The 22,705-nt window shown below is 70.7% G+C and carries 17 protein-coding genes and 3 tRNA genes; 13 read left to right on the plus strand and 7 right to left on the minus strand.

Going from position 1 to position 22,705, the window contains the following annotated elements:
* Positions 1-694: 694 nt before the first annotated feature.
* The 3 genes from L6E10_RS40145 to L6E10_RS02030 all read left to right on the plus strand — a co-directional run bounded on the left by L6E10_RS40145 (position 695) and on the right by L6E10_RS02030 (position 2,991).
* The gene (locus L6E10_RS40145; RefSeq protein WP_275675957.1) at positions 695-829 is read left to right on the plus strand and encodes a hypothetical protein; all 135 of its coding nucleotides are present in this window, start codon (positions 695-697) and stop codon (positions 827-829) included.
* Between the two features lie 180 nt (positions 830-1,009).
* A complete protein-coding gene (locus L6E10_RS02025; protein ID WP_236216289.1) occupies positions 1,010-1,435 on the plus strand; it encodes a PH domain-containing protein in 426 nt (141 codons plus the stop codon).
* Positions 1,432-2,991: a PH domain-containing protein gene (locus L6E10_RS02030; protein WP_236216188.1), complete on the plus strand. Its 1,560-nt coding sequence runs from the start codon at positions 1,432-1,434 to the stop codon at positions 2,989-2,991. Before L6E10_RS02025 ends, L6E10_RS02030 begins: the two co-directional genes overlap by 4 nt.
* Here L6E10_RS02030 and L6E10_RS02035 read toward each other — a convergent pair.
* The gene (locus L6E10_RS02035) at positions 2,964-3,899 is read right to left on the minus strand and encodes a GlxA family transcriptional regulator (RefSeq protein ID WP_236216190.1); all 936 of its coding nucleotides are present in this window, start codon (positions 3,897-3,899) and stop codon (positions 2,964-2,966) included. The two genes, L6E10_RS02030 and L6E10_RS02035, sit on opposite strands and share 28 nt — an antisense overlap.
* A 71-nt stretch (positions 3,900-3,970) precedes the next feature.
* On the opposite strand from L6E10_RS02035, the gene L6E10_RS02040 reads away from it, so the two are divergent.
* Positions 3,971-5,236, plus strand: a complete 1,266-nt coding sequence (locus L6E10_RS02040; RefSeq protein WP_236216192.1) for an MFS transporter — start codon at positions 3,971-3,973, stop codon at positions 5,234-5,236.
* Here L6E10_RS02040 and L6E10_RS02045 read toward each other — a convergent pair.
* A complete protein-coding gene (locus L6E10_RS02045) occupies positions 5,168-6,685 on the minus strand; it encodes a helicase HerA-like domain-containing protein (protein WP_236216194.1) in 1,518 nt (505 codons plus the stop codon). The genes L6E10_RS02040 and L6E10_RS02045 overlap by 69 nt on opposite strands.
* 72 nt (positions 6,686-6,757) lie before the next feature.
* Between L6E10_RS02045 and orn the strand changes: the two genes are divergently transcribed.
* From orn to L6E10_RS02060, 3 genes are all read left to right on the plus strand, one after another.
* Complete coding sequence (gene orn / locus L6E10_RS02050; RefSeq protein ID WP_090100295.1) at positions 6,758-7,363, plus strand: oligoribonuclease; 606 nt, start codon at positions 6,758-6,760, stop codon at positions 7,361-7,363.
* A 65-nt stretch (positions 7,364-7,428) separates the two neighbouring features.
* Positions 7,429-7,501, plus strand: a tRNA-His gene (locus L6E10_RS02055).
* A 58-nt stretch (positions 7,502-7,559) separates the two neighbouring features.
* A complete protein-coding gene (locus tag L6E10_RS02060) occupies positions 7,560-9,185 on the plus strand; it encodes an ABC-F family ATP-binding cassette domain-containing protein (protein WP_236216196.1) in 1,626 nt (541 codons plus the stop codon).
* Between the two features lie 4 nt (positions 9,186-9,189).
* Here the strand turns inward: L6E10_RS02060 and L6E10_RS02065 are convergent, their stop codons facing one another.
* Positions 9,190-10,326 (minus strand): Ig-like domain-containing protein, encoded by a 1,137-nt coding sequence (locus L6E10_RS02065; RefSeq protein WP_236216198.1) that lies wholly within the window; start codon positions 10,324-10,326, stop codon positions 9,190-9,192.
* Between the two features lie 284 nt (positions 10,327-10,610).
* Between L6E10_RS02065 and L6E10_RS02070 the strand changes: the two genes are divergently transcribed.
* Positions 10,611-10,684 (plus strand) — tRNA-Lys (locus L6E10_RS02070).
* 103 nt (positions 10,685-10,787) lie between these two features.
* Complete coding sequence (gene pip / locus L6E10_RS02075) at positions 10,788-11,759, plus strand: prolyl aminopeptidase (protein ID WP_236216199.1); 972 nt, start codon at positions 10,788-10,790, stop codon at positions 11,757-11,759.
* Positions 11,760-11,817: 58 nt separating this feature from the next.
* Here pip and L6E10_RS02080 read toward each other — a convergent pair whose 3' ends face one another.
* The 3 genes from L6E10_RS02080 to L6E10_RS02090 form a co-directional block, all read right to left on the minus strand.
* Positions 11,818-13,416 carry a beta-1,3-glucanase family protein gene (locus tag L6E10_RS02080; protein WP_236216201.1) on the minus strand — a complete coding sequence of 533 codons (1,599 nt, stop codon included), beginning with the start codon at positions 13,414-13,416 and terminating at the stop codon, positions 11,818-11,820.
* Positions 13,417-13,594: 178 nt separating this feature from the next.
* The gene (locus L6E10_RS02085; protein WP_236216204.1) at positions 13,595-14,794 is read right to left on the minus strand and encodes an acyltransferase; all 1,200 of its coding nucleotides are present in this window, start codon (positions 14,792-14,794) and stop codon (positions 13,595-13,597) included.
* Between the two features lie 147 nt (positions 14,795-14,941).
* Positions 14,942-18,121, minus strand: coding sequence for a S8 family serine peptidase (locus L6E10_RS02090; RefSeq protein WP_236216206.1), 3,180 nt, complete (start codon positions 18,119-18,121; stop codon positions 14,942-14,944).
* 188 nt (positions 18,122-18,309) lie between these two features.
* Between L6E10_RS02090 and L6E10_RS02095 the strand changes: the two genes are divergently transcribed.
* The 4 genes from L6E10_RS02095 (at position 18,310) to L6E10_RS02110 (ending at position 21,793) form a co-directional block, all read left to right on the plus strand.
* Positions 18,310-19,512, plus strand: coding sequence for an amidohydrolase (locus L6E10_RS02095; RefSeq protein ID WP_236216208.1), 1,203 nt, complete (start codon positions 18,310-18,312; stop codon positions 19,510-19,512).
* A 43-nt stretch (positions 19,513-19,555) separates the two neighbouring features.
* Complete coding sequence (locus L6E10_RS02100; RefSeq protein WP_236216210.1) at positions 19,556-20,167, plus strand: lysoplasmalogenase; 612 nt, start codon at positions 19,556-19,558, stop codon at positions 20,165-20,167.
* Positions 20,168-20,246: 79 nt separating this feature from the next.
* Positions 20,247-20,320 (plus strand) — tRNA-Lys (locus L6E10_RS02105).
* Between the two features lie 87 nt (positions 20,321-20,407).
* The gene (locus L6E10_RS02110; RefSeq protein WP_236216212.1) at positions 20,408-21,793 is read left to right on the plus strand and encodes a DUF4241 domain-containing protein; all 1,386 of its coding nucleotides are present in this window, start codon (positions 20,408-20,410) and stop codon (positions 21,791-21,793) included.
* Positions 21,794-21,872: 79 nt separating this feature from the next.
* Here L6E10_RS02110 and L6E10_RS02115 read toward each other — a convergent pair whose 3' ends face one another.
* Complete coding sequence (locus L6E10_RS02115; RefSeq protein ID WP_236216215.1) at positions 21,873-22,535, minus strand: fasciclin domain-containing protein; 663 nt, start codon at positions 22,533-22,535, stop codon at positions 21,873-21,875.
* Positions 22,536-22,705 lie beyond the last annotated feature (170 nt).

Consider the following 22,705-nt stretch of genomic DNA (forward strand, 5'->3'; position numbering starts at 1 on the left):
CTGACTTCGCAATCACCACCGCACCCGGAGGCCTCACCCATGATCAAGCCGACACACCGTCACCAACGTGTTGGCCAGGTACACCTAGGACCGGGCGCCGATCGGGCGCGAGGGGCCCGGCCGGACGCGGCCGCGATCGCCCGTTCGGCTGCTTGCCGTTCCCCGGCAACTGCCGCTCACCGGGTGTTCTACCCATTTCCGCGCGGTGCAATTGGGTGATGTGACGGGCAACTGCTCTGTGTCATGCTCCGATCACAACGTGTCCCGTTGACGAACAAGGGGCGGTCATGACCGGGCAACGCCGCCCAGCGCCTCGGCAGGGGCCAGTGCTCGCACGACGCGATGCGTGGCACGTCCCGCCGCCGCACCCGCCCGACGGCCACGGCCTCCGCGGATTCGGCCGTCCGGGCGAGGCGCCGCGGCGAGGATGCGCGCAGGATCTCCCCGAGCGCGTCCACCGCCGGACCGGGAGACCACGACTCGAGCAGCTTCGACGCCGGCACGCCCTGGTGGCCACGCCCTCTCGCGAGCGGCGCCCCGGCGTCCCCCGGCACGCGTGCGCCGGACTCGAGCCGCGCCACGTAGCCCGGCGGGACGCCGGGACGCGCGACGTCCTTTCGCGACGGACCGCGCCGCGAACGGGCCGAAGATTTCCGCCCCCATCACGGCTACCCCCTGACGAACGGAGCCCCCGATGAAGTTGCACACCATCGCCCGCGCCATCGCCGCCCTCGTGCTGAGTTTCGGGGCTCTCACAGCGATGGCGGGGGCCGCGTCGGCCGATGACCCGGACCAGGCGTTCCACCCGCCGTACAGCGTCGAGTCCTGACGGCCCGGCCCGGCCGCGGTGGTCCCGCCTCCCTCGCACGCGGGACCACCCGGCCACCGGCACACCAATTGACACACCTGGCCACACCGCCCGGAGCCGTTGAGGCACCCTTGGGGAGTGACTCCGCAACTGCGCACGCCTCGTCACCAGGTGAGCCCGAAGTCCGTCCTGCTGTGGACCATGCAGGCCGCCGTGTTCTGGCTCGTGCTGGTCGTGCCCCAGCTGGTCGTGTTCCTGCTGGTGGACGAGCCGCCGGCGTGGGAGCTGTGGGTGCTGGTCGCCACCGCGGTCGTCGGCGTCGTCCACACCGCCGTCGAACCGAGCTGGCGCTACCGCGTCCACCGCTGGGAGACCACGCCGGACGCCGTCTACACGCTCTCGGGCTGGCTGAACCAGGAGTGGCGGGTCGCCCCGGTGTCGCGGATCCAGACGATCGACACCAAGCGCGGTCCGTTCCAGCAGCTGCTCGGCCTGTCGACGGTCACGGTGACGACCGCGTCGGCCGCGGGTCCCGTGGAGATCGAAGGGCTGGAGCACGAGCTCGCGCAGAGGCTCGTCGTCGAGCTGACGAACACCACGCAGGCGACGCCGGGTGATGCCACGTGAGCACCCCGGCGGAGGTGCCGGCCGGCCTGCCCGCCGCACCGGAGATCACCGAGCCGCTGCAGGAGTGGCACCGCCTGCACGTGCGGATGCTGGTCGTGCGGCCGCTCAACGAGGGCGTCGCGATGCTGGTGCCGATCCTCGTGCTGCTGTTCACCGGCAACGGCGAGAAGTGGCGGCTCATCGCGAGCGGCGTGACGGTCGCGGCGATCCTCGCGTTCAGCTACCTCATCTGGCGCACCACGAAGTACCGCATCACCGACGACCAGGTCGAGCTGCACACGGGTCTGTTGACGCGCAAGCAGCTCGCGGTGCCGCGTGATCGCATCAGGACGGTCGACCTCACCTCCAAGCCGGGCCACCGGATCTTCGGGCTCTCCGCGGTGCGGATCGGCACCGGGCAGCAGGACGTCCCGGGAACGGACGGCCTCACGCTCGACGCCGTGACGCAGCAGGAGGCCGAGCGCCTGCGGGTGTTGTTGCTGCGGAAGGGAGTCGCGCCCAGAGCCGCCTCACCCGAGGAGCCCGGCGCCGAACCGGTCGCGCCGCCGGAGTCCGAGGTCATCTCGCGGCTCGACCTGAAGTGGCTGAAGTTCGCGCCGCTGTCGCTGTCCGGTCTCGTCGCGATCGGCGCCTTGTTCGGCGTGCTGTCGAACTACGCCGACGACCTCGGCCTGCACCCCGTGCAGGACCTCTGGGAGTGGCTGTTCGAGCACCCGAGCCTCACGCTGTTCGCCGGGTTCCTGGTCGCGCTCGTCGTGGTCGGCCTGGTGCTGTCGATCCCGCTCTACGTCCTGCAGTTCTGGAACTACCGGCTGACCCGCGAACCGGACGGCACCCTGCGCGTGCAACGGGGGCTGCTGACCACGCGGTCGGTCTCGGTGGAGGAGCAACGGCTGCGCGGCGTCGACATCCAGGAACCGCTGCTGGTGCGCGCGGGCAAGGGCGCGAAGCTCGCCGCGGTGACGACGGGCCTCGGCTCCAAGGGCGAGAGCAACCTGCTGCTGCCGCCCGCGCCGCTGTCCGTGGCGCACCAGGTCTCGCGGAACGTGCTCAAGGTCGGCAGCGACCCGACGACGCTGCGGCTGCGCAAGCACCCGTTCGCCGCGTTGCGCCGCAGCGTCTTCCGGCACGTGATGCCGTGGGCCGTCATCGCCGCGGGCCTCGCGGTCTGGGCACCGCCCTGGGCGTGGCCGATCCCGGCGGCGGTCATCCCGTTCGCCGCGCTGATCGGCTGGGACAACTACCGCTCGCTCGGCAACGCCCTCGACGAGCGCTACCTGGTGACGCGCAACAACTCCCTGGTCCGCAGCACGGTCGCGCTGCAGCGCACCGGCATCATCGGCTGGCGCATCCGGCGGTCGTTCTTCCAGCGCCGCAGCGGGTTGATGACGATCGGCGCGACCACGGCGGCGGGCGCGGGGATCTACCACGTGACGGACGTCGGCGAGTCCGACGGCTTGGCGCTCGCCGACGAGGCCGTGCCGGAGCTGCTGCGGCCGTTCCTCCTCGGCGAGTCCACTGTGGACGGTCAGGCCGACCGGAACGTCTGGCGGTAGGCGCTCGGCGAGACCCCGATCATCGCCGCCATCTGCTGCCGCAACGCCGCGCCGGTGCCGAAGCCGGCGTGGTTCGCGACCTGGTCGATCGGCAGGTCGGTGGACTCCAGCAGGTGCCGGGCCCGGTCGACGCGCTGCTGCGCCAGCCACTGGCCCGGTGACATGCCCGTCTCCGCGCGGAACCGCCGGGTGAACGTGCGCACGCTCATCCGCACCTGCGCCGCCATCCCGGCGAGGTCGAGGGGCTCCTGGAGGCGTTCCAGGGCCCACTCGCGGGCGAGCGCCGTGGAGGTGTCGGGGTAGCTCGGCACCGGGCGGTCGACGAACTGCGACTGCCCGCCCTGCCGCCACGCGGGGACGACGCAGTAGCGGGCGATCCAGTTCGCCACCTCGCTGCCGTGGTCGGACCTGATGACGTGCAGGCAGAGGTCGATGCCCGCGGCGACGCCCGCCGAGGTGAGGACGTCGCCGTCGTCGATGAACAGCACGTCCGGGTTCAGCCGCACCTCCGGGTACAGCGCGCGGAACTCGTCGGTGGTCTTCCAGTGCGTGGTCGCGGGCCTGCCGTCGAGCAGCCCGGCGGCGGCGAGCACGAACGCACCGGTGCAGATCGACATGATCCGGCGCGCGTTCGTCGTCGTCAGCGCCTCCCGCACCGCGGGTTCGAGCCGGCCTTCCCTGGCCGGCCGGTAGTGCGTGCCGGGGACGAGCACCGTGTCGGCGTCCCGCAGCACCTCCAGCCCGTGCTCGGGCGCGATGGTGAAGCCGCCGGTGGTGGGGACGGGGCGGCGGTCCGGCGAGCAGACGACCACCTCGTAGCGGTCCTCGAGCCGGGCGAACATGTGCGTCGCGCTGCCGATGTCGAACGCCACCGACTGCTCGAGCGCGAGAACGGCGATCCGGTGCATGGCCTGATTCTTTCACATGTTGGCCATCGGGCCACTGGTTGCCGCGTCGGCCTTCACCGACCCTTGTCGGCGTGAGACTGCATTGGGCCTGGGTTGTCGCGGGTGTGTCCTTCATCGCCCTGGTGGGCGCGGCGTCGTTCCGCGCGGCGCCGAGTGCGTTGATCGAGCCGTTGCGGGCGGAGTTCGGCTGGAGCACCAGCACGATCTCGCTGGCCATCTCGGTCAACCTGTTGCTGTACGGGCTGACCGCGCCGTTCGCGGCCGCGCTGATGGACAGGTTCGGTGTCCGCGTCGTCGTCACCTGGGCGCTGACGATGGTCGCGCTCGGCAGCGGGCTGACGGTGTTCATGACCGCGTCCTGGCAGCTGGTGCTGCTGTGGGGCGTCGTGGTCGGTCTCGGCACCGGGTCGATGGCGCTGGCGTTCGTCGCGACGATCACCGGACGCTGGTTCGTGCGGCACCGCGGCCTGGTCACGGGCGTGCTGACGGCGGGCGGCGCGGCCGGGCAGCTGGTGTTCCTGCCGACCGTGGCGTGGCTGTCCGAGAGCTACGGCTGGCGGCCCGCGTCGCTGGTGATCTGCATCGCCGCGCTCGCCGTGGTGCCGCTGGCGGCGTTCTTCCTGCGCGAGTACCCGCGGGACGTCGGGCTGCTGCCGCTCGGCGCCTCCGAGGACACTCCCCCGCCGCCGGCCGGTGGCGCCGCCCGCCGGGCGCTCGGCGGGCTGCTGCAGGCCGCCCGCACCCGGCCGTTCTGGTTGCTGGCCGGTGGTTTCGCGATCTGCGGGGCCTCGACGAACGGCCTGGTGGGCACGCACTTCATCCCCGCCGCGCACGACCACGGCATGCCGACGATGACCGCCGCCGGACTGCTGGCGCTGGTCGGCGTGTTCGACATCGTGGGCACGATCGTGTCCGGGTGGCTGACCGACAAGGTCGACTCGCGGATGCTGCTGGCGGCCTACTACGCGTTGCGCGGCCTGTCGTTGATGGTCCTGCCGCAGCTGTTCAGCGAGTCGGCGCACCCGTCGATGCTCGTGTTCATCATCTTCTACGGTCTCGACTGGGTCGCGACCGTGCCGCCGACCGTGGCGTTGTGCCGCCAGTACTTCGGGATGTCCGGCCCCGTCGTGTTCGGCTGGGTGTTCGCCTCGCACCAGCTCGGTGCCGCGCTCGCCGCGTCCGCCGCCGGGCTCACCCGCGACCACCTGGGCAGCTACGACCTGGCCTGGTACGTCGCGGGCGGGCTCTGCCTCGGCGCCGCGGTGCTCTCAGCGTCGCTTGCGCGAGGTGCCGAAGACGCCCCGCGTGATCTCACGCGCCAGGGCGCTGCCCGCTGACCGCAGGAACGACTTCACCGCGCTGTTGCCGAGCACCTTCTCGACGAGTCCCGGTTCCTCCTCCCGCCGCTGGGGTTCCGGGGCTCGTCGCTGGTCTTCCTGTTGCGGTGGCGCGACCTTCCGCATCAGCTGCTCGTAGGCCGACTCGCGGTCGACGGTCTCCGAGTACTTGCCGTGCAGGTCCGACGCCCCGGCCGCCTGCTTGATCGCGTCGTTGCCGATGGTGTCCATCAGCGAACGCGGCGCCCGCAACCGGGTCCACGCGACCGGCGTCGGCGCGCCCTTCTCGCTCAGCACGGTGATGACCGCCTCGCCGATGCCGAGCGACGTGAGCGACTTCTCCAGGTCGTAGTGCGGCGTCGTCGGGTACGTCTTCACCGTGCGCGCCAACGCTTTCTGGTCGTCCGGTGTGAACGCGCGCAGAGCGTGCTGGACCCGTGCGCCGAGCTGCGACAGCACCTCGTTCGGGATGTCCGTCGGCAGCTGCGTGCAGAAGAACACACCGATGCCCTTGGACCGGATCAGCTTCACGGTCTGGGTGATCTGGTCGAGGAACGCCTTGGAGGCGTTCGAGAACAGCAGGTGCGCCTCGTCGAAGAAGAAGACGAGCTTGGGCTTCTCGACGTCGCCCTCCTCCGGCAGCGTCTCGAACAGCTCCGCCAGCAGCCACATCAGGAACGTGGAGAACAACGCCGGGTTGCCCTGCAACTCGGCCAGTTCGAGCAGGCTGATGACGCCCCTGCCGTCGCGTTCGCGCATCAGGTCGGCCGGGTCGAGCTCCGGCTCGCCGAAGAACCGGTCGCCGCCCTGCGCCTCCAGGTTGACCAGAGCCCGCAGGATCACGCCCGCCGTGGCGCCGGAGACACCGCCGATGCCCTTGAGGTCCGCCTTGCCCTCGTCGCTCGTGAGGTGCTGGATGACGCTGCGCAGGTCCTTGGTGTCGAGCAGCGGCAGCCCCTTCGAGTCGGCCCAGTGGAAGATCAGGCCGAGCGTCGACTCCTGGGTGTCGTTCAGCCCGAGCACCTTCGACAGCAGGAGCGGCCCGAAGCTCGTGACCGTTGCCCTCAAGGGCACACCGATGCCACCCGTGCCGATCGAGAGGAACTGCACCGGGAACGACTGCGGCCGCCAGTCGTCGCCGGTGTCCTGGGCGCGGGCAGTGGTGCGGTCACTCGCGGCACCCTGCCGCGACAGACCGGACAGGTCGCCCTTCACGTCCGCCATCAGCACCGGCACGCCGTTGGCCGACAGCTGCTCGGCGAGCAGCTGGAGGGTCTTCGTCTTGCCCGTCCCCGTCGCGCCCGCGACGAGTCCGTGGCGGTTGACCATGGACAACGGGATGCGGACGTGCGCCGTCGGCTCCACGGTGCCGTCGACCAGCACCGCGCCGAGCTCGATGGTCGCGCTCTCCGACGCGTACCCGGCGGCGATCTCAGCTTGAGCCGTCATGCACGGGGAGCGTAACCAGGTTGCCGCACGCCGCCACTCGAAGTTGACGCTCCGCGCAGTAATGTTCCGGGCGTGATGGATCGTCTGGTGTGGATCGACTGCGAGATGACCGGACTCGACTTGGGCAAGGACGCTCTGATCGAGATCGCGGCACTGGTCACGGACGCCGAGCTCAACGTGCTCGGCGACGGTGTGGACATCGTGATCCACGCTTCCGACGAAGTGCTCGCCTCGATGCCGGAAGTCGTCGTGCAGATGCACGCCAAGTCGGGCCTGACCGAGGAGGTGCGCGCCTCCGCGGTCTCGTTGGAGGAGGCCGAGGCGGCCGTGCTCGCCTACATCAAGGAGTGGGTGCCGGATCCCCGGACCGCTCCCCTGGCCGGCAACTCCATCGCCACCGACCGCGGGTTCATCGCCCGCGACATGCCGGCGCTGGACGCCCACCTGCACTACCGGATGGTCGACGTGTCGTCGATCAAGGAGCTGTGCCGGCGCTGGTACCCGCGCATCTACTACGCGCAGCCGGGCAAGGGCCTCGCGCACCGGGCGCTCGCGGACATCGTCGAGTCGATCCGGGAGCTCGCGTACTACCGGCGGACGGCGTTCGTGCCGCAGCCCGGCCCGACGACCGAGCAGGCCCAGGCCGTGGCCGCTGACCTGCTGAAAAACGCCGACTGACCCCCGATTTCAATATCGGCAGCTGTCGTTGCTATGCTTTCCTCGCCGGTCAACGACTGGCAATGGTGGGTGTAGCTCAGTCGGTAGAGCACTGGGTTGTGATCCCAGGTGTCGCGGGTTCAAGTCCCGTCACTCACCCTTTGTCGAAAGGCCTCCGCTTCAGCGGGGGCCTTTCTTCACGTTTACGGGAGCCCTCATGACCACGCTCGTCGCCAAGGACCTCGCCGCCGGTCACGGTGATCGCGTCCTCTTCTCCGGTCTGGACCTCGTGGTCGCGCCCGGCGACGTGATCGGCCTGGTCGGTGTGAACGGCGCGGGCAAGTCGACGCTGCTGAAGACCCTGGCCGGGCTGATCCCCGCCGAGTCGGGCCGCGTGTCGCTGAACCCGCCCTCGGCCAACGTCGGGCACCTGTCGCAGGAGCCCGAGCGCCGCGAGGGCGAGACCGTCCGCGAGTTCCTGGCGCGCCGGACCGGCGTCGCGGAGGCCCAGGCCGCGCTGGACGAGGCCACCGAGGCGCTGACCGCCGGCAACGACGAGGGGTACTCGGACGCGCTGGACCAGTGGCTCGCGCTGGGCGGTGCCGACCTGGAGGAACGCTCGCTGGAGGTCGTCGCCGACCTGGGGCTGACCGTGGGCCTCGACGCGTTGATGACCTCGCTGTCCGGTGGCCAGGCGGCGCGGGCGGGCATGGCGTCGTTGCTGCTGAGCCGCTACGACATCTTCCTGCTCGACGAGCCGACCAACGACCTGGACCTCGACGGCCTGGAACGGCTGGAGAAGTTCGTCACGGGCCTGCGCGCCGGCACGGTGCTGGTGTCGCACGACCGCGAGTTCCTCGCGCGCACGGTGACGAGCGTGCTGGAGCTCGACCTGCACCAGAACGCCGTGCGCCTGTACGGCGGTGGCTACGAGTCGTACCTCGAAGAGCGCGCACGGTCGCGTCAGCACGCCCGGGACGACTACGACGAGTTCGCCGACACCAAGGCGTCGCTGGAGGCCCGTGCGCGCATGCAGCGCGCGTGGATGGAGAAGGGCGTGAAGAACGCACGGCGCAAGGCGGGCGACAACGACAAGAACGCCCGCAAGTTCCGTGCCGACGCCACCGAGAAGCAGGCCTCGAAGGCCCGCCAGACCGACCGCATGATCGAACGGCTCGACGTCGTCGAGGAGCCCCGCAAGGAGTGGGAGCTGCGGATGGAGATCGCCGCGGCGCCGCGGTCGGGTTCCGTGGTGGCGTCGCTGCGGGCGGCCGTGGTGACGCGGGGGTCGTTCACGCTCGGCCCGGTGGACCTGCAGGTCGACTGGGCCGACCGCGTCGCGATCACCGGCGCGAACGGCGCGGGCAAGTCGACGCTGCTCGCGGCGCTGCTCGGCAGGGCGGAGCTGTCGTCGGGCTACGCGACGCTGGGGTCCGGCGTCGTGGTCGGCGAGGTCGACCAGGCGCGCGGGCTGTTCCTGGGCGATCTGCCGCTGGTGGACGCCTTCGAGGAGGCCGTGCCGGAGATGACCCCGGCCGACGTGCGCACGTTGCTGGCGAAGTTCGGCCTCAAGGCGGCCCACGTGACGCGCCCGGCGGCGTCGCTCTCACCGGGCGAACGGACGCGGGCCGCACTGGCCCTGCTGCAGGGACGCGGCGTCAACCTGCTGGTGCTCGACGAGCCGACGAACCACCTCGACCTGCCCGCGATCGAGCAGCTGGAGTCGGCGCTGGAGCACTACGCCGGCACGCTGCTCCTCGTGACGCACGACCGGCGGATGCTCGAGGCGGTGCGGGTGAACCGCCACCTGACCGTGTCGGGCGGTCAGGTGGCGGTGTCCTGAAGCGTCAGCGGTTGCCCTGGACCCAGGTGGCCCACGGGACCTGCCAGTCGCCGAAGCCGTCCCACGACTCCAGGGGCGGGCCACCGGAGTTCGTGACGATCACCACGTCGCCCTGCTTGCTCGCGTCGTAGACCCACTTGGCGTTCTCGGGCGAGAGGTTGAGGCAGCCGTGGCTCACGTTGCGGTGCCCCTGGTCGCCGATGGACCACGGCGCGCTGTGGAAGAAGATGCCGCTGTTGGACATGCGGTACGCCCAGTCGACCGGCGTCCGGTAGCCGCCGTTCTCGAGGGCCAGGCCGTACGTGGTCGAGTCCATGATCATGTGGCTGTGCTTCTCCATCAGCACGTACGTGCCAGTGGGCGTCGCGTCGGCCGGCTTGCCCATCGACGTCGGCATGGTCCGCACGACCTGCCCGTTGACCTTGGTCGTCACCTGGTGCGTCTGGCCGTCGGCGTAGTGGATGACCTCGTCGCCCACCGTCGTGGTGATGACGCGGTCCTCCTGGCCGTAGATGCCGTCGCCGACGTGCTTGCCGTAGACCTTGACGTGCATGGTGATCTTGGTGCCCGGCTTCCAGAACTTCTCCGGACGCCAGTGCACCTCCTTCTTGTTGAACCAGTAGAAGGCGCCCTCGACCTTGGGCTCGGTCGTGATCTCCAGCATCTTCTCGGCCGCGACCTTGTCGGCCACCGGCTCGTCGAAGTAGAAGGCCAGCGGCTGCCCGACACCGATGGTGGTGCCGTCCTGGGGATTGGTCGACACGTACGTGAGCGTGCGCGGCTTCACCGTGGTGAAGGTCGACTCCTTGGTCTGCGCCTTGCCGTCCTCACCGGTCGCCGTGGCGACGAGCTTGTACGTCTTCGAGTACCCGAGCGGCTCGGTGTTGGTCCACTGCGTCGCCTCGGGGTTCATCTTCCCCTCGACGACCTTGCCCTCGGCGTTCGTCAGCTTGACGTCGCTGAGCTTCCCGTCCGCCGCCGTGGCGATGACCGGCAGGCCGGGCGACATGTCCGCCGCGCCGTTGTTCAGCGCGAGCGTCAGCGTGACGGGCTTCGGCGGAGGCGGCGGCGGAGCACTCGACGACTCACCCCCACCCCCGCCCGGGCTCGCGCCACCCCCTGAACAGCCTGCGATCAGCATCACAGCGATTCCCGCCGTGACCACCCCTCGACCGCGCCTGCCCCACATCCCCATCGACGCACTTCCGATCTGCTTGTCGCGGCTCTCGAGACTGCCTGCACGTAGCGTTGTGGCGTCCCCCGATCAGGTGACGACACGATGTCCCTCGAAGTTGCGCGAGTGGCCGGATCGTTACGTGGCCGATGCGCCATCGAACAGCCGCTGACCAGGCGATTGGGAGCGCGCGGAGGCGCTGTGCTAACGTTCTTCCCGTCGGAACGAGCAAGCCTCCGGCACACAAACAAGCGCCGCTAGCTCAGTTGGTTAGAGCAGCTGACTCTTAATCAGCGGGTCCGGGGTTCGAGTCCCTGGCGGCGTACTCCAGAGAAGCAGGTCGAGATTCGTCTCGACCTGCTTCTCTGCTTTTCCGGGCATTCTCCGATTGTCGTTGCCGTCGGTGACCGTTGCGCGATCATGTCCCGATGGGGAGCACATCTGCCGACGCGCGCTATCCGCTGAGTGAGCCGCACGAGTCGGGAATGCTGGACGTCGGCGACGGGCACTCGCTGTACTGGGAGGTGTCGGGCAACCCCGGCGGCAAGCCGGCCGTGGTGCTGCACGGCGGTCCCGGTTCGGGGAGTTCGCCGGGCAAGCGCGGGTTGTTCGACCCGGAGCGCTACCGCGTGGTCCAGTTCGACCAGCGCAACGCCGGGCGCAGCACGCCTTCGGCGACCGAGCCCGTCGTCGACCTGTCCGCGAACACGACGCCGCACCTCGTCGCCGACATCGAGGCGTTGCGGGTCCACTTGGGAATCGAGCGCTGGCTGGTGCAGGGCGGGTCGTGGGGTGTCACGCTCGCTCTTGCCTACGCGGAGGCGTTTCCGGAGCGGGTGACCGAGATGGTGCTCGCGGCCGTGACCAACGGCGACCGCCGTGACACCGACTGGATCACGCGGGACATGGGGCGGGTCTTCCCGCGCGAGTGGGAGCGCTTCCGCGACGCTGTGCCCGTCGGCGAACGCGATGGCGACCTGGCGGCCGCCTACAGCAGGCTGCTGCACGATCCCGATCCCGGGGTTCGTGCCAAGGCGGCGCACGAGTGGTGTGTCTGGGAGGACACGCACATGTCGCTGGCTCCCGACGCCGCGCCCTCGTTGTCGGTGGAGGACCCGGAGTTCCAGCTGGCGTTCGCCCGTCTCGTGACCCACTACTGGTCGCACGGCTGCTTCCTGGAGGAGGGCCGGCTGTTGCGCGACATCGGGCGCCTGCACGGGATTCCGGCCATGTTGATCCACGGGCGTTACGACGTCAGCGGTCCGCTCGGCACGGCCTGGGCGTTGCACCGGGCGTGGCCGGGGAGCGAGCTCGTGGTCCTCGACGACACCGGGCACGGCGGCGGCAGCATGACCGCGGCCATCGTCGCCGCGACCGACCGCTTCGCCCGCGGCCGGTGACCTGAGAACACGTGACGCCGGGGTGCTCGTGCACCCCGGCGTCACGTGTTCGGTTTTCTCAGCCGCGGTGCCACTTCTGGTTGGCGCCGCCGACGCAGTCCCACATGTGCAGGACCGCGTCGTTGTTCGGGTTCCACTCGGCGATGTCCACGCACTTGTTCGCCTGCGGGTTCACCAGTTCGCCCGCACCGGACAGCACGAACTGCTGGGCGGGGTTGCCGGAGCAGGTCGCGAGCTGCACGGCAGCGCCGTTGGCCGTCGAACCCCAAGCCACGTCAACGCACTTGTTGTTCTCCGTGCGCAGCGTGCCGCCGACGAACTCGAACTTCTGGTTCGTGCCGCCCGTGCAGTTCCACACGACGAGGCGCTGGCCGTCGGCGAAGTTCCAGTTCGGCACGTCGATGCACTTGCCGTTCCAGTCGCTCACGACACTGCTGGCGCTGCCGGCGGGCGGAGGCGTGGCACCGCCGCTGAACGGCGTGAGGATGATGCCGGCCGAGCGCGGGTCGCCGTCGTGCACCAGCGACTCCTGCGCCTGCACGTCGTCGAACGCGAACCCGTAGGCCTTGCCGTCCACCATGTTCTGGTGCACCAGCCGCGAGTAGTGGTTGGTGATCGTGCCCTGGTAGAAGTCCGCGGGGCCGCCGCCGGGCTGGACGTCGATGCGGCCGAGCGTGGAGCGGTGCAGCGCGGCGCAGAGGGTGCGCGCGATCGGGCCGACCACCTGGTCGTTGGGCGCGTGCAGGGCGCCGTCGCAGCCCCACACGTTCGACGTGGACGGCTTCGCGAACGACGCCACCTGCTGACCGGCGGAGTTCGTGAAGTTCATGGTGTTGCCGGAGGTCCGGCCGAAGTACTTCACGTCCGGCCGGTCGCCGAACGGCTGCACGGTCAGCGTCTTGCCCGTGTAAGCGTTCCACGCCTGGGTGATGTACGGGTCGAGGTAGTTGCGGTCGAAGTTGCCGACGTCGGCCGCCTTGCCCGGCGCGAGGACGCGCAGCACCGTGCCGTCCGAACGCGACATGATCGACCCGGACCAGCCAGCCTGGTTGCGGATGCCGTTGATGACGGCGTCACGCCCACCGGACTTGAGCTCACCGGTCTTCTTCGTGGCACCACCGGCGCCCGTCACGGTCACCGCGTGCGGCACCGCGAACATGTCCACCTGCGAGCTGTTGAGCCACAACCCGGCGTCGTTGTAGGTGAACTCGCTCCAGTCGAACAGGATGCCGCTGTTCGGGTCGCCGGACGCCCACGGCGCCGGCTGCACCAGTCCGTCGGGCGTCAGGAAGAACTTCAGCTTCTCGCCGAACGACATGTAGACGCGGCCGGAGATGAACCGCGGCACGCGCAACGTGGCCGTGCCGCCTTGTCCGGGTCCGGCGATCGACACGTCCGGCGCGGGCGTGGGCGGGTTGCCACCGGGCGACCACGGCGTGAACGTGCCCGCCTGGTTGACGTACCCGAGGCGCCCGTTGCGGATGTCGGTGCCCAGGACGTACAGGTGCACGGCCTCGGACCGGCCGCTGTTGTTGGTGACGTTGAGCGGCAGCAGGTCGGGGCCGATCGCCTGTGCCGATGGGATCGCGACGGCCGCGGCCGACGCGGTGACCGCCAGTGCGGCGAGCGTGCTCCACCACTTCGTTCGAGTACGCATCTGACTCCTTGTGCAGGGGTGCTCCGTTCGCAGGCCACCGACCGGCTTCAGGGCAGTCGGCGGCCTCCGCTCCGAGAACTGGTCCAGACCGGTTATGAGAGCGCTTCCATGGTTGATCGCAGACTGGAGCCCTGTCAATACCGGTTCGTGGACACGCCGAGTCCGATGTCGACCCGGTTCAGCGAATTCCGTTGTCCCTCAAGTCACCGCTGAGCCGGAACCGCTGCTGTCGCGGGATCTCCCCCACCGCCATCGTCCGAGGCCCCGCCGGAGGCCGGGGCTTCGCCGGAGGCCGCAGATAACGGCGCAACTGCTGCGTCGGCTTCTCCACCAGCCGCCACGACAACAGCCCGGCCACGTAGGACAGCGGCACCGCCAGAGCCATCAGCAGCCACGGGTCGCGCACCCCGGCGAGGACCACGAGCTGCTGCAGCGGCATGCCCCAGATGTAGAGGCCGTAGCTGCCGTAGACCCACTCGTCGTAGCCGCCCAGCCGCCGCGGCCAGTGGTGCGCCCACGTGACCGCGCCGTAGCCCGCGGCCAGGGGCAGCACGTAGCGGGCGGCCGGTTCCACGGGCGGGAGGAAGTTGACGACCAGGTACAGGACGAGGAGGGCGAGGGCCACCCACGGCTTGAACGGGAGGCTTTTGCGGTGGACGAAGAAGATCATGCCGAGCACGAACGGCACCATGTACGCGACCAGCGGGGCGAGCGGGACGCTCAGGAAGCCGCCGAAGTCGCCGTTGTCGCCGACGCGGGCCTGGCCGAAGCCGTCCAGGACCAGGAACGCGGCCAGCAGGGGGAAGAGGGCCAGGCGGAACCTGCCCAGCACGCCGAGGAGGCCGGCGGCGAGAACGATCAGGTAACCGGTGGTCTCCATCGGCAGGGTCCAGATGGAACCGTTGGCGGAGAACGGGTACGGGTTCTCGGCGAAGACGCCGGGGAGCTTGTGCTGGAGCGTGTAGAGGCCCGCGTTGTTGATGACGTAGCCCCACGTCCGGTGGTCGTGCCAGTACTCGGCCTGGCTGACCACGGTGACGAGCGGGCCGATGACGAACGCGGTGACCATGACGACCACGAGCAGGGGTGGCCAGATGCGCAGGGCCCGCTTGAGCAGGTAGCGCCACCACGACGCGTCGCGGTGCCAGCTGTCGGCGATCTGGTAGCCGCTCATGGCGAAGAACGCCATCAGCGCGAAGTAGCCCGGCGAGAGGTTCCAGCTCTCCGGGAACATGCCGATGCGGCTGGGGTCGATCAGCGGGAAACTGTGCTCGACCACGACCAGCACGGCGCCTACCAGGCGCAGCCAGGCGAAACCCGTCTCGATCTTCGCATAGCGCTTCCCCTCGGTGAGCGAGCTGTCCGCCCGCCTCAGCACCCCGTCCACGGTTCTTGCCCGACCGGTGTCATAGGCCTAGCAGAGTAGCGCGGACGGCGAACAGCTCAGCAAGGCTTTGATTGATCGTCAACGAAATGGTCAGTGCGTGGACGAGGAGGGGCGTGCGAGCCCCTCCCCGCCCGTGCGTCACTTCAGGGTGTACGCCCGCAGGACCGTCTGGTCGACGGACCCGTTCCTGTCGGAGGTCTTCGCCTTGAAGGACACCGATTCGGCGTTCTTCGGGTGCAGCAGCGTGACGAGCCACCTGCTGCCCGCCTTGAAGAGGAGCACGCGCTGCCACGTGGCGCCCTCGTCGTAGGAGACCTCGACCTGCGGCGTGCGGACGTCGGTGACGTCGGCACGAGCGCCGTTGCGCTGCACGGTCACCGGGACCGTGAGCACGCTGCCCGCCCTGCCCTGGTTCGCGTCGTCGAGCTTCGGCTCGAACCTGACGGCGAGCAGCGGCAGCACCTCCGGCACCTCACCCGCGACGGTCCCGGAGGTGAACGTCCAGTCGGCCGTCACCTTCGACGTCCCGCCGGGGCGGGTGCTGTCGGCGTGCAACCGGTAGGCCGTCCTCGCCGGCGGGACGGGGGTGAAGAGCCGGCCCGGCGTGGAGGACTCGGCCACCACCCGGCCGTCCGCGGTCAGCTTCGTGGTGCCGGTGGCGGCGTCGAAGTCGAACGTCGAGTGCTCGCCGGTGCCGTCGGCGAACAGCGGCGCGTTCACGAACAGCTCGTCGCCCAGGCGGCCTGCCCAGGCAGCGGTCTGCTGCTCGGAGACCGCGGGGAAGGCCGGGCCGAACACCGCGGTGTTCCACTGCTCGGTGCTCTTCGCGCCGCGGCGGAACGTCCTCGGGGCCGCGTCGTCGATGAAGGTCGGCAGCGCGTTCGGGTCGGTCTCCTCGGCCAGCCAGCGGTTCCAGCCCACGCCGGGCGTGTAGAACTCGGTCAGCTCGAACGGCAGCGCGCCCCGCACGCCGTTGTTGCGGACACCGGCCGAGCCGGGGACGCGGGCCTTGAACTCCGCCTGGACGCGGGCCATGTCCCGTTCGCGTTCGTGGTGCTTGATCGCGGCGGGCAGCTTCTGCTCCCCGGCGACCAGCGCGTGGAACTGGTACGGGCTGCCCTGGAAGGTCCCGCCGGCGTTCTTCTTCGCCAGCACGCTGCTCGCCGACCACTCGAACTCCGGCGCCGACGTGGACGACGGGTGGACGTAGAAGTCCTCCCAGGTGTCGGTGCCCCAGCCGCTGCCGTAGCCGAACTCCGGCGTCGTCATCTGCACGGTCAGCGAGCCGCTCACCTGCGCCGCCTCCTGGCGGTCGACGGTGATCGACGGTTCGCTGGCGGTGCGGGCGTCGAAGGTGACCGTCCTGTCCGCGGTGACCTCGACGGCCGGGTCGTAGGCCACGGTGAGCTTCGCGCGGACCGCCGGGTCACCGCTCGGCGTCTCGAAGAACGTGCTCAGCAGGTACCGGCCCCTGGGCACGCGGACCGTCGCCCTGCCGGTCGGGGCGGCACCCTGCAGGACGCTGCGCTTCTCGAAGTCGATGAGCAGGTAGCGCCAGGCCGCGCCGGGCTTGCCGTCGTGGCCGATGTGGTCGAGCGTCAGGTCGTAGCTCTCCGGCTCCTTGTGCACGCCGATCGGCACGCGGACGCCGTTGGACGCGACGACCACCGCGCCGTACACGCCGTCCGGGCCCGTCACTCGGGTGTCGGCGGTGACCGAGGCCTCGGCGGTGCCTCCCGCGGGAACGGTCAGCTTCGCCGGGGACACGCTGAACACGCCCGCCACGGCCGGCTTCTGGTCCGCGACGGCCAGGTCGAGGGTCAGCGGCTCGGTGCCGGTGTTGCGGTAGGTGATCTTCTTCGTGATCGGCTGGTCGTCGTCGTGCGGCCAGCGGGCGGTGCCGAGGCTGAGGCTCGCCGGGGTGGCCACGGGGCTCGCGGTGGCGGCGCGGGTCAGGTCGACGCGGCCGGCGCCCTGGTCGTAGACGCTCGACTCCGCGAACGGCTTGGCGGTGTTCATCAGCGCGGTCTTGATCTCCAACGGCGACCACGCCGGGTTCTTCGCCGCGAGGACCGCCGCGGCGCCCGCGACGTGCGGGGTCGCCATGGACGTGCCGGACAGCGCCACGTGGCCCTCGTCGACCGGGGTGCCGATGACGCCGTTGCGGGCCTTGGCCGCCGCGATGCCGACACCGGGCGCGGTGATGTCCGGCTTGATGGCACCGTCACCGGCACGCGGACCGCGGCTCGAGAAGCTCGCCAGCCTGTCGTCGCGCTCGACGGCACCGACGGTCAGCGCGGCGTCGGCGGCCGCGGGCGAGGCGACCGGGGCGCCGGAGTTGCCGGCCGCGACCACGAACAGCGCGCCGTGCTCGGCGGTGAGGCGGTTGACGGCCTGCGACATGAGGTCCGTGCCGTCGCTCGGGCTGCTGCTGCCGAGGCTCATGTTGATGACGTCCGCCCTGGTGGCGGCCCACTCCATGCCCGCGATGATGCCGGACTCGGAGCCGCCACCCCCGTCGTCGAGCACCTTGCCGTTGATGAGCTTGGCGTCCGGGGCGATGCCCTTGTACCTGCCGTCGCCGGTAATCGTCGAGGCGACGTGCGTGCCGTGCCCGTGCCGGTCGTCCGCGCTGGTGGCGGGGGTGAAGTTCTTCTCCTCCACGACGGCGCCCTGCAGGTCCGGGTGCGTGGCGTCGACGCCGGTGTCGAGCACGGCGACCGTGGTGCCGGCTCCCGTCAGGCCCTGCTGCCACGCCTGCGGCGCACCGATCTGCGCGGCGCTGCGGTCGAGCGTGGCGGTCACCCTGCCGTCGAGCCACACCCTGGTGTCGCCGGCCGAGCGCGCGGCGGAGAAGAACCCGCCCTTCTTGTCGGCGGTGACGGCGTGGGCACCGATGCTGGGCAACGGCTTCGCGTCCGCCGAGCGAGCGCCGACACCGCCCTGGACGATCAACGGGATCGTGTCCCGCTCCGCGTCGGCGTAGCCGGACCGCGTGAGCAGCGAGACGTTGAAGAGCCGCCGGTCGAGCGCGCCGGCCGAGATCTCCTGCTGCACGTCCAGCGGGACGACGTGCAGGTCGCCGCGCTCGTCGGTGTGGTGGTGGAAGCGGACGTGCTCACGGCCCTGCGCCGCCACCGTCCGCACCTGCCCGTTGTTCACGTGCACGACGTCGCCCGTGACCAGCGTGACCGTTGTCGTCAGACCACCTGCTTGCGACGGCGCGGGTGCGGTGATCTCCCCCATCGCCGGGGGCACCGCGACCGTGGACGCGACCACGGCCATCGCCAGCCCGGCGGCCAGTATGGATTTTTTCAACGCGAACTCCCCTTGTTCGGCGTTAGAGGGCAATGTTGCCCTCAGTGACAGGAATACCGCAGAGAGTGGTTTCGTTGAGGAGGTTCGCACCTTGTGTCCGAATCCGGGTCCTGCCTGCCGATTCGGCCAATCCGGTGATCAGCGCGAGGTCGTTACCATTCGGACCACCGCCAGCCGAAGGGACCGACGTGCCTGACCTGCACGCGCTCTACCGCGACCTGCACCAGCACCCGGAGCTGTCGTTGCAGGAGTTCCGCACGGCCGGTGTGCTCGCGGAAGCGTTGCGGTCCCTGGGGTACGACGTCACCACCGAGGTCGGTGGCACCGGCGTGGTCGGCGTACTGCGCAACGGCGACGGCCCGGTCGTGATGCTCAGGGCGGACATCGACGCGTTGCCCGTGCAGGAGACGACGGGTCTGCCCTACGCGTCCACAGCCCGTGCGACCACTGCGGACGGTGAGGACGTGCCGGTCGCGCACGCCTGCGGTCACGACATGCACGCCACCTGCCTGGTCGGGGCGGCGGACAGGCTCGCCGGGACGCGTGACGAGTGGTCCGGGACGCTGCTCGTGGTGTTCCAGCCGGCCGAGGAACTGGGCAGCGGCGCGCGGGCCATGGTCGAGGACGGGTTGTTCGACCGGTTCGGCACACCGGAAGTCGTTCTGGCGCAACACGTCAGCCCGTTGCCCGCCGGGATGATCGCGCACGGCGCCGGTCCGCTCATGGCCGCGTCGGACTCGGTGCGCGTCACGTTGTTCGGACGCGGCGGCCACGGGTCGGCGCCGGAGACCGCGGTCGACCCGGTGCTGATGGCGGCGCACGTCGTGGTGCGGCTGCAGGGAATCGTCGCGCGCGAGGTCGCGCCGAGCGACCGCGCGGTCGTCACGGTCGGGCGGTTGCTGGCCGGTACCAAGGAGAACGTCATCCCGGAGACCGCCGAGCTCGGCGTCAACATCCGGACGTTCGACGAGCACGTCCGCGGCGTCGTGCGGACCGCCGTCGAACGGATCGCCCGCGCCGAGGCCGCCGCGTCCGGGGCGCCGCGCGAGCCCGGGTTCGACTGGTACGACGGCACTCCCGTGCTCGTGTCCGATCCGGACGCGACGGCGAGGACGGTGGCCGCGTTCGCCGGGCACTTCGGCGCGCACAACCTGATCCCCGGCGCGGTGGTCAACGCCAGCGAGGACGTCGGCGTGTTCGGCGCCGCGGCCGGGGTGCCGACCGTGTTCTGGTTCCTCGGCGGCACCGACTTCGGCCGGCGCGAACCCGGCCGGCCCGTGGCGATGAACCACTCCCCCGAGTACGCGCCGGACATCGAGCCGACGCTGACCACCGGCGTCGACGCGCTGGTCGTCGCCGCGAGGACCTGGCTCGGCGGGTCCCCGGCGTGACACCGTCCACTTGGTCCGGCGACCTCAACGGCGAGAGGTGCACATGAAGAAGCAGGCGTACGCGGTCGCGGCAGTGGTGGACTCGATCGCGGCGGCGGTGCGCCGCACCGGAAAAGTGCGCAAGGTCACCAAAACCGCTCTGATGCCCGCGCTCGCGGTGGCCACGCCTCCGCGCGACCCCGGCATGGCGGTCGGCCTCGCCGGCTCGTGGGCGGGTGACGTCGCCCTGCTCGGCGACTCCGACCGGGCGTTCCGCACCGGCCTGACCAGCTTCCTGGTGGCACACCTCGGTTACACCGCCGCCCTGGCCCGCCGCTCGGCGCCCGGCTCGCGCGCGGCCGTCGTGCCGATCGTCGCGGCCTCCGCGGCGGGAGCCGTGGCGTTCGCGCGCGCGGCAGGACCGATGGGACGCCCCGTGGGTCTCTACGCCCTCACCCTCGGCACGATGGTGGCCGCCGCGTCGACCGTGCGCGGACCGGGCGCACGACGCGTTTTCGGTGGTGCGGCGCTGTTCGCGGTGTCCGACGCCCTGCTCGGCGCGAGCCGGTTCGTCCTCTCGGGACGGGCGGCGCGAGTGGCCTCGGCGGGGGTCATGCCGACCTACGCGGCGGCGCAGTACCTCATCCACACGGGCTTCGAGGAGTCCAACGGGTGACCCGCGTGAAGACCCGTTGGAACCTCTGTGCTAACGTTCTTCACGTCGGAAACAGCAAGCCTTCCGGCACCGTGAACAAGCGCCGCTAGCTCAGTTGGTTAGAGCAGCTGACTCTTAATCAGCGGGTCCGGGGTTCGAGTCCCTGGCGGCGTACACCGGAGAAGCGGGTCGAGATCATTCTCGGCCCGCTTTTTCGCGTTCGGGCACCGGTCTTCCGCGGCCTCCGTACGATCGCGCACCGTGACCTCCCCGGCGCCGGAGAACCGATCCCCCACGCTGCTGTCCCGGCGCACCGCGATCCTGTCCGGTGTCCTGGGCGTGTCGGTGCTCGCCGCCGGGCTCGCGGCGCAGTGGCTCCCCCGCGAACCCCGGGCCGCCGACCCGTTCGCCGGGCAGGAGCTGCCGGAGGTGCCCGCGCCCGATCCCACGGACGAACCGGTGGAGGTCGTGTGCTGCGCGGGATGGGATTCCGCCACGCGGACACCGGTGTCGCCGATGTCCGAAGCGGTCGCACGGGCTCAGGACGCCGCGGGTGCCCAGTACGCCGTCGTGTTGCTGGTCGGCGGTGTGGCGCGGGCGGTCGTGGAGGTGTGCTGGGCGGCCCACCACGCCGAGGTGTGGTTCATCGACAGGGAAGGCCGCCGCTACCGCGGTGTCGCCCGCCGCCGCTGGCCCGACGGGCGGTTGCGGTTGTTCGAGGTGCGCGGCTGGCGCTACACCGGGAACGACGCCCGGGAGTTCGACGGCGACCGGCCGGCGGTGCGGTTCCGGGTTCGTCGTGGTGCGACGGCGGGGATCGAGACGGTTTCGGTGCACGCGGACCTCCCCTGCGGCGGGTCGTTCCAGACCTCGCGCGAGTGGGAGCGGTGGCCGGAGCCGACGCGGCCGCCGGACGACGTCGCCGTGCCCGCGGTGGACGGCTGGGCGGTGCTCGCCGGGCTGACCGGTCCGGTGACCGTGCGGTCCGGCCCGGACGAGGTGCCGGCGGAGTTCCCCTGGCGGCCGCCGCACCCGTTGCGGCCGCGGCACGTCACCGAGCTCACCACCGACGGCACGCGGTTCCGCGTGCCGGACGGGCGCGTGCTGAGCGTGCGGCGGGTTCCCGCCGGCAGGATCCGGGTGCCCAGCGGCAGGCTGCTGGCCGGCGACCCCGGCCGGCTCGACGCCGGGTCCGCTCCCCTGGCCGTCACCGTCCCGCCCGGCGAGTACGCGGTGGACGTGTTCCAGGTGTGGGAGAACAGGACCGGCCGTTCCACGTGGACGGCCGCGTGCCGGGTGACCGTCGCTAACAAGCCGGTCACCTCGTGGGAGCAGGCACTGCGCGAAGGCGACCAAGAGCTCGAACTGGGCGACGGCGAGTTCTTCGGCAACCCGGTCGACACCGCCACGTTCGCGCTCGTCGACCACACCGGCGTGACGGAGTTCGCCCGAGCCGACGTCGACGCCGCCACGGCCGGCGAAGCGCCCTACCGCACGCTGTCCTCCGGCAGGACCGACATGGTCGTCGTGCCGGGGTGGAGCGACGGCGCGTGCCTCGTGTGGCTCGGGCGGGCCGAGGACGGTTCGCCGAGCAGCTTCGTCCTCGACTTCCAGGTGCCGGACCTGGCCGACGCCGAACCGGGTTGATCAGCTCGCGTCACCCCGGCGCACGAACAGAACGCGGCCGGGCCCCGGCGTCGCGGGGCCCGGCCGGAGTCACCCGCTGTCAGGCGGGCAGCAGGACCGAGTCGATCAGGTACACCGTGGCGTTGGCGGTCTTCACTCCACCGCAGATCACGTTGGCGTCGTTGACCTTGATCGCGTTGCCCGAGCCGCTGACCTTGACGGTGCCGGTCTGCACGGTCTTCTGCTCACCCGCGATCTTGTCCGGCGTGATCTGGCCGGGGACCACGTGGTAGGTCAGGATCTTGGTCAGCAGCGCGTCGTCGGTCTTGAGCTTCTCGATCGTCGCGGCGTCGATCTTCGCGAACGCCGAGTCGACCGGCGCGAACACCGTGAACTCCGCGCCGTTGAGCGTCGAGACCAGGTTCACCTTCGGGTTGAGCTTGCCCGACACCGCGCTCACCAGCGTCGTGAGCAGCGGGTTGTTGCTCGCCGCGGTGGCGACCGGGTCGGCGGCCATGCCCGAGACGGAACCGGCACCGGACGGCACCTGCTTCGCGTAGTCGGCACAACCCGGGCCGACGAGGTTCGCGGCCGGATCCGCCATCGCCGACGACGACGGGGCCATCGAGGTCGTCGAGGTGGCGGCGGCGCTGGAGGAGCTGCTGCCGGTGCTGGCGGCGTCACCCGAGCCGCACGCCGCGCCGAACAGGGCGAGCGAGACGGCGCCGACGGCCAGGGCGGAGCTGCGGACGGTCTTGTTCATGACAGGACATCTCCCGGAGTGGTCGAGCGGTTGCTGCTCGTGATTCGGGGCTCCCCCGCAAGCGGATGGGTGCGGTTATGAATCCGTTACCAACCGCTCCGTCCCCTCGCCGCCGGGGCGGATTTCCCGCCCGAACGTGACGGCTCGCCCGAAACCGATCCGAAAACGCT

It is taken from the genome of Lentzea sp. CC55, assembly GCF_021056325.1.
Classification (GTDB): Bacteria; Actinomycetota; Actinomycetes; order Mycobacteriales; family Pseudonocardiaceae; genus Lentzea; species Lentzea jiangxiensis.

Coding starts and splice junctions, on each gene's coding strand:
- L6E10_RS02115 (WP_236216215.1), bottom strand. CDS start 22,535: ATGAACAAGACCGTCCGCAGCTCCGCCCTGGCCGTCGGCGCCGTCTCG.
- L6E10_RS02035 (WP_236216190.1), bottom strand. CDS start 3,899: ATGCACCGGATCGCCGTTCTCGCGCTCGAGCAGTCGGTGGCGTTCGAC.
- pip (WP_236216199.1), top strand. CDS start 10,788: ATGGGGAGCACATCTGCCGACGCGCGCTATCCGCTGAGTGAGCCGCAC.
- L6E10_RS02065 (WP_236216198.1), bottom strand. CDS start 10,326: ATGCTGATCGCAGGCTGTTCAGGGGGTGGCGCGAGCCCGGGCGGGGGT.
- L6E10_RS40145 (WP_275675957.1), top strand. CDS start 695: ATGAAGTTGCACACCATCGCCCGCGCCATCGCCGCCCTCGTGCTGAGT.
- L6E10_RS02045 (WP_236216194.1), bottom strand. CDS start 6,685: ATGACGGCTCAAGCTGAGATCGCCGCCGGGTACGCGTCGGAGAGCGCG.
- L6E10_RS02060 (WP_236216196.1), top strand. CDS start 7,560: ATGACCACGCTCGTCGCCAAGGACCTCGCCGCCGGTCACGGTGATCGC.
- L6E10_RS02025 (WP_236216289.1), top strand. CDS start 1,010: ATGCAGGCCGCCGTGTTCTGGCTCGTGCTGGTCGTGCCCCAGCTGGTC.
- L6E10_RS02100 (WP_236216210.1), top strand. CDS start 19,556: ATGAAGAAGCAGGCGTACGCGGTCGCGGCAGTGGTGGACTCGATCGCG.
- L6E10_RS02080 (WP_236216201.1), bottom strand. CDS start 13,416: ATGCGTACTCGAACGAAGTGGTGGAGCACGCTCGCCGCACTGGCGGTC.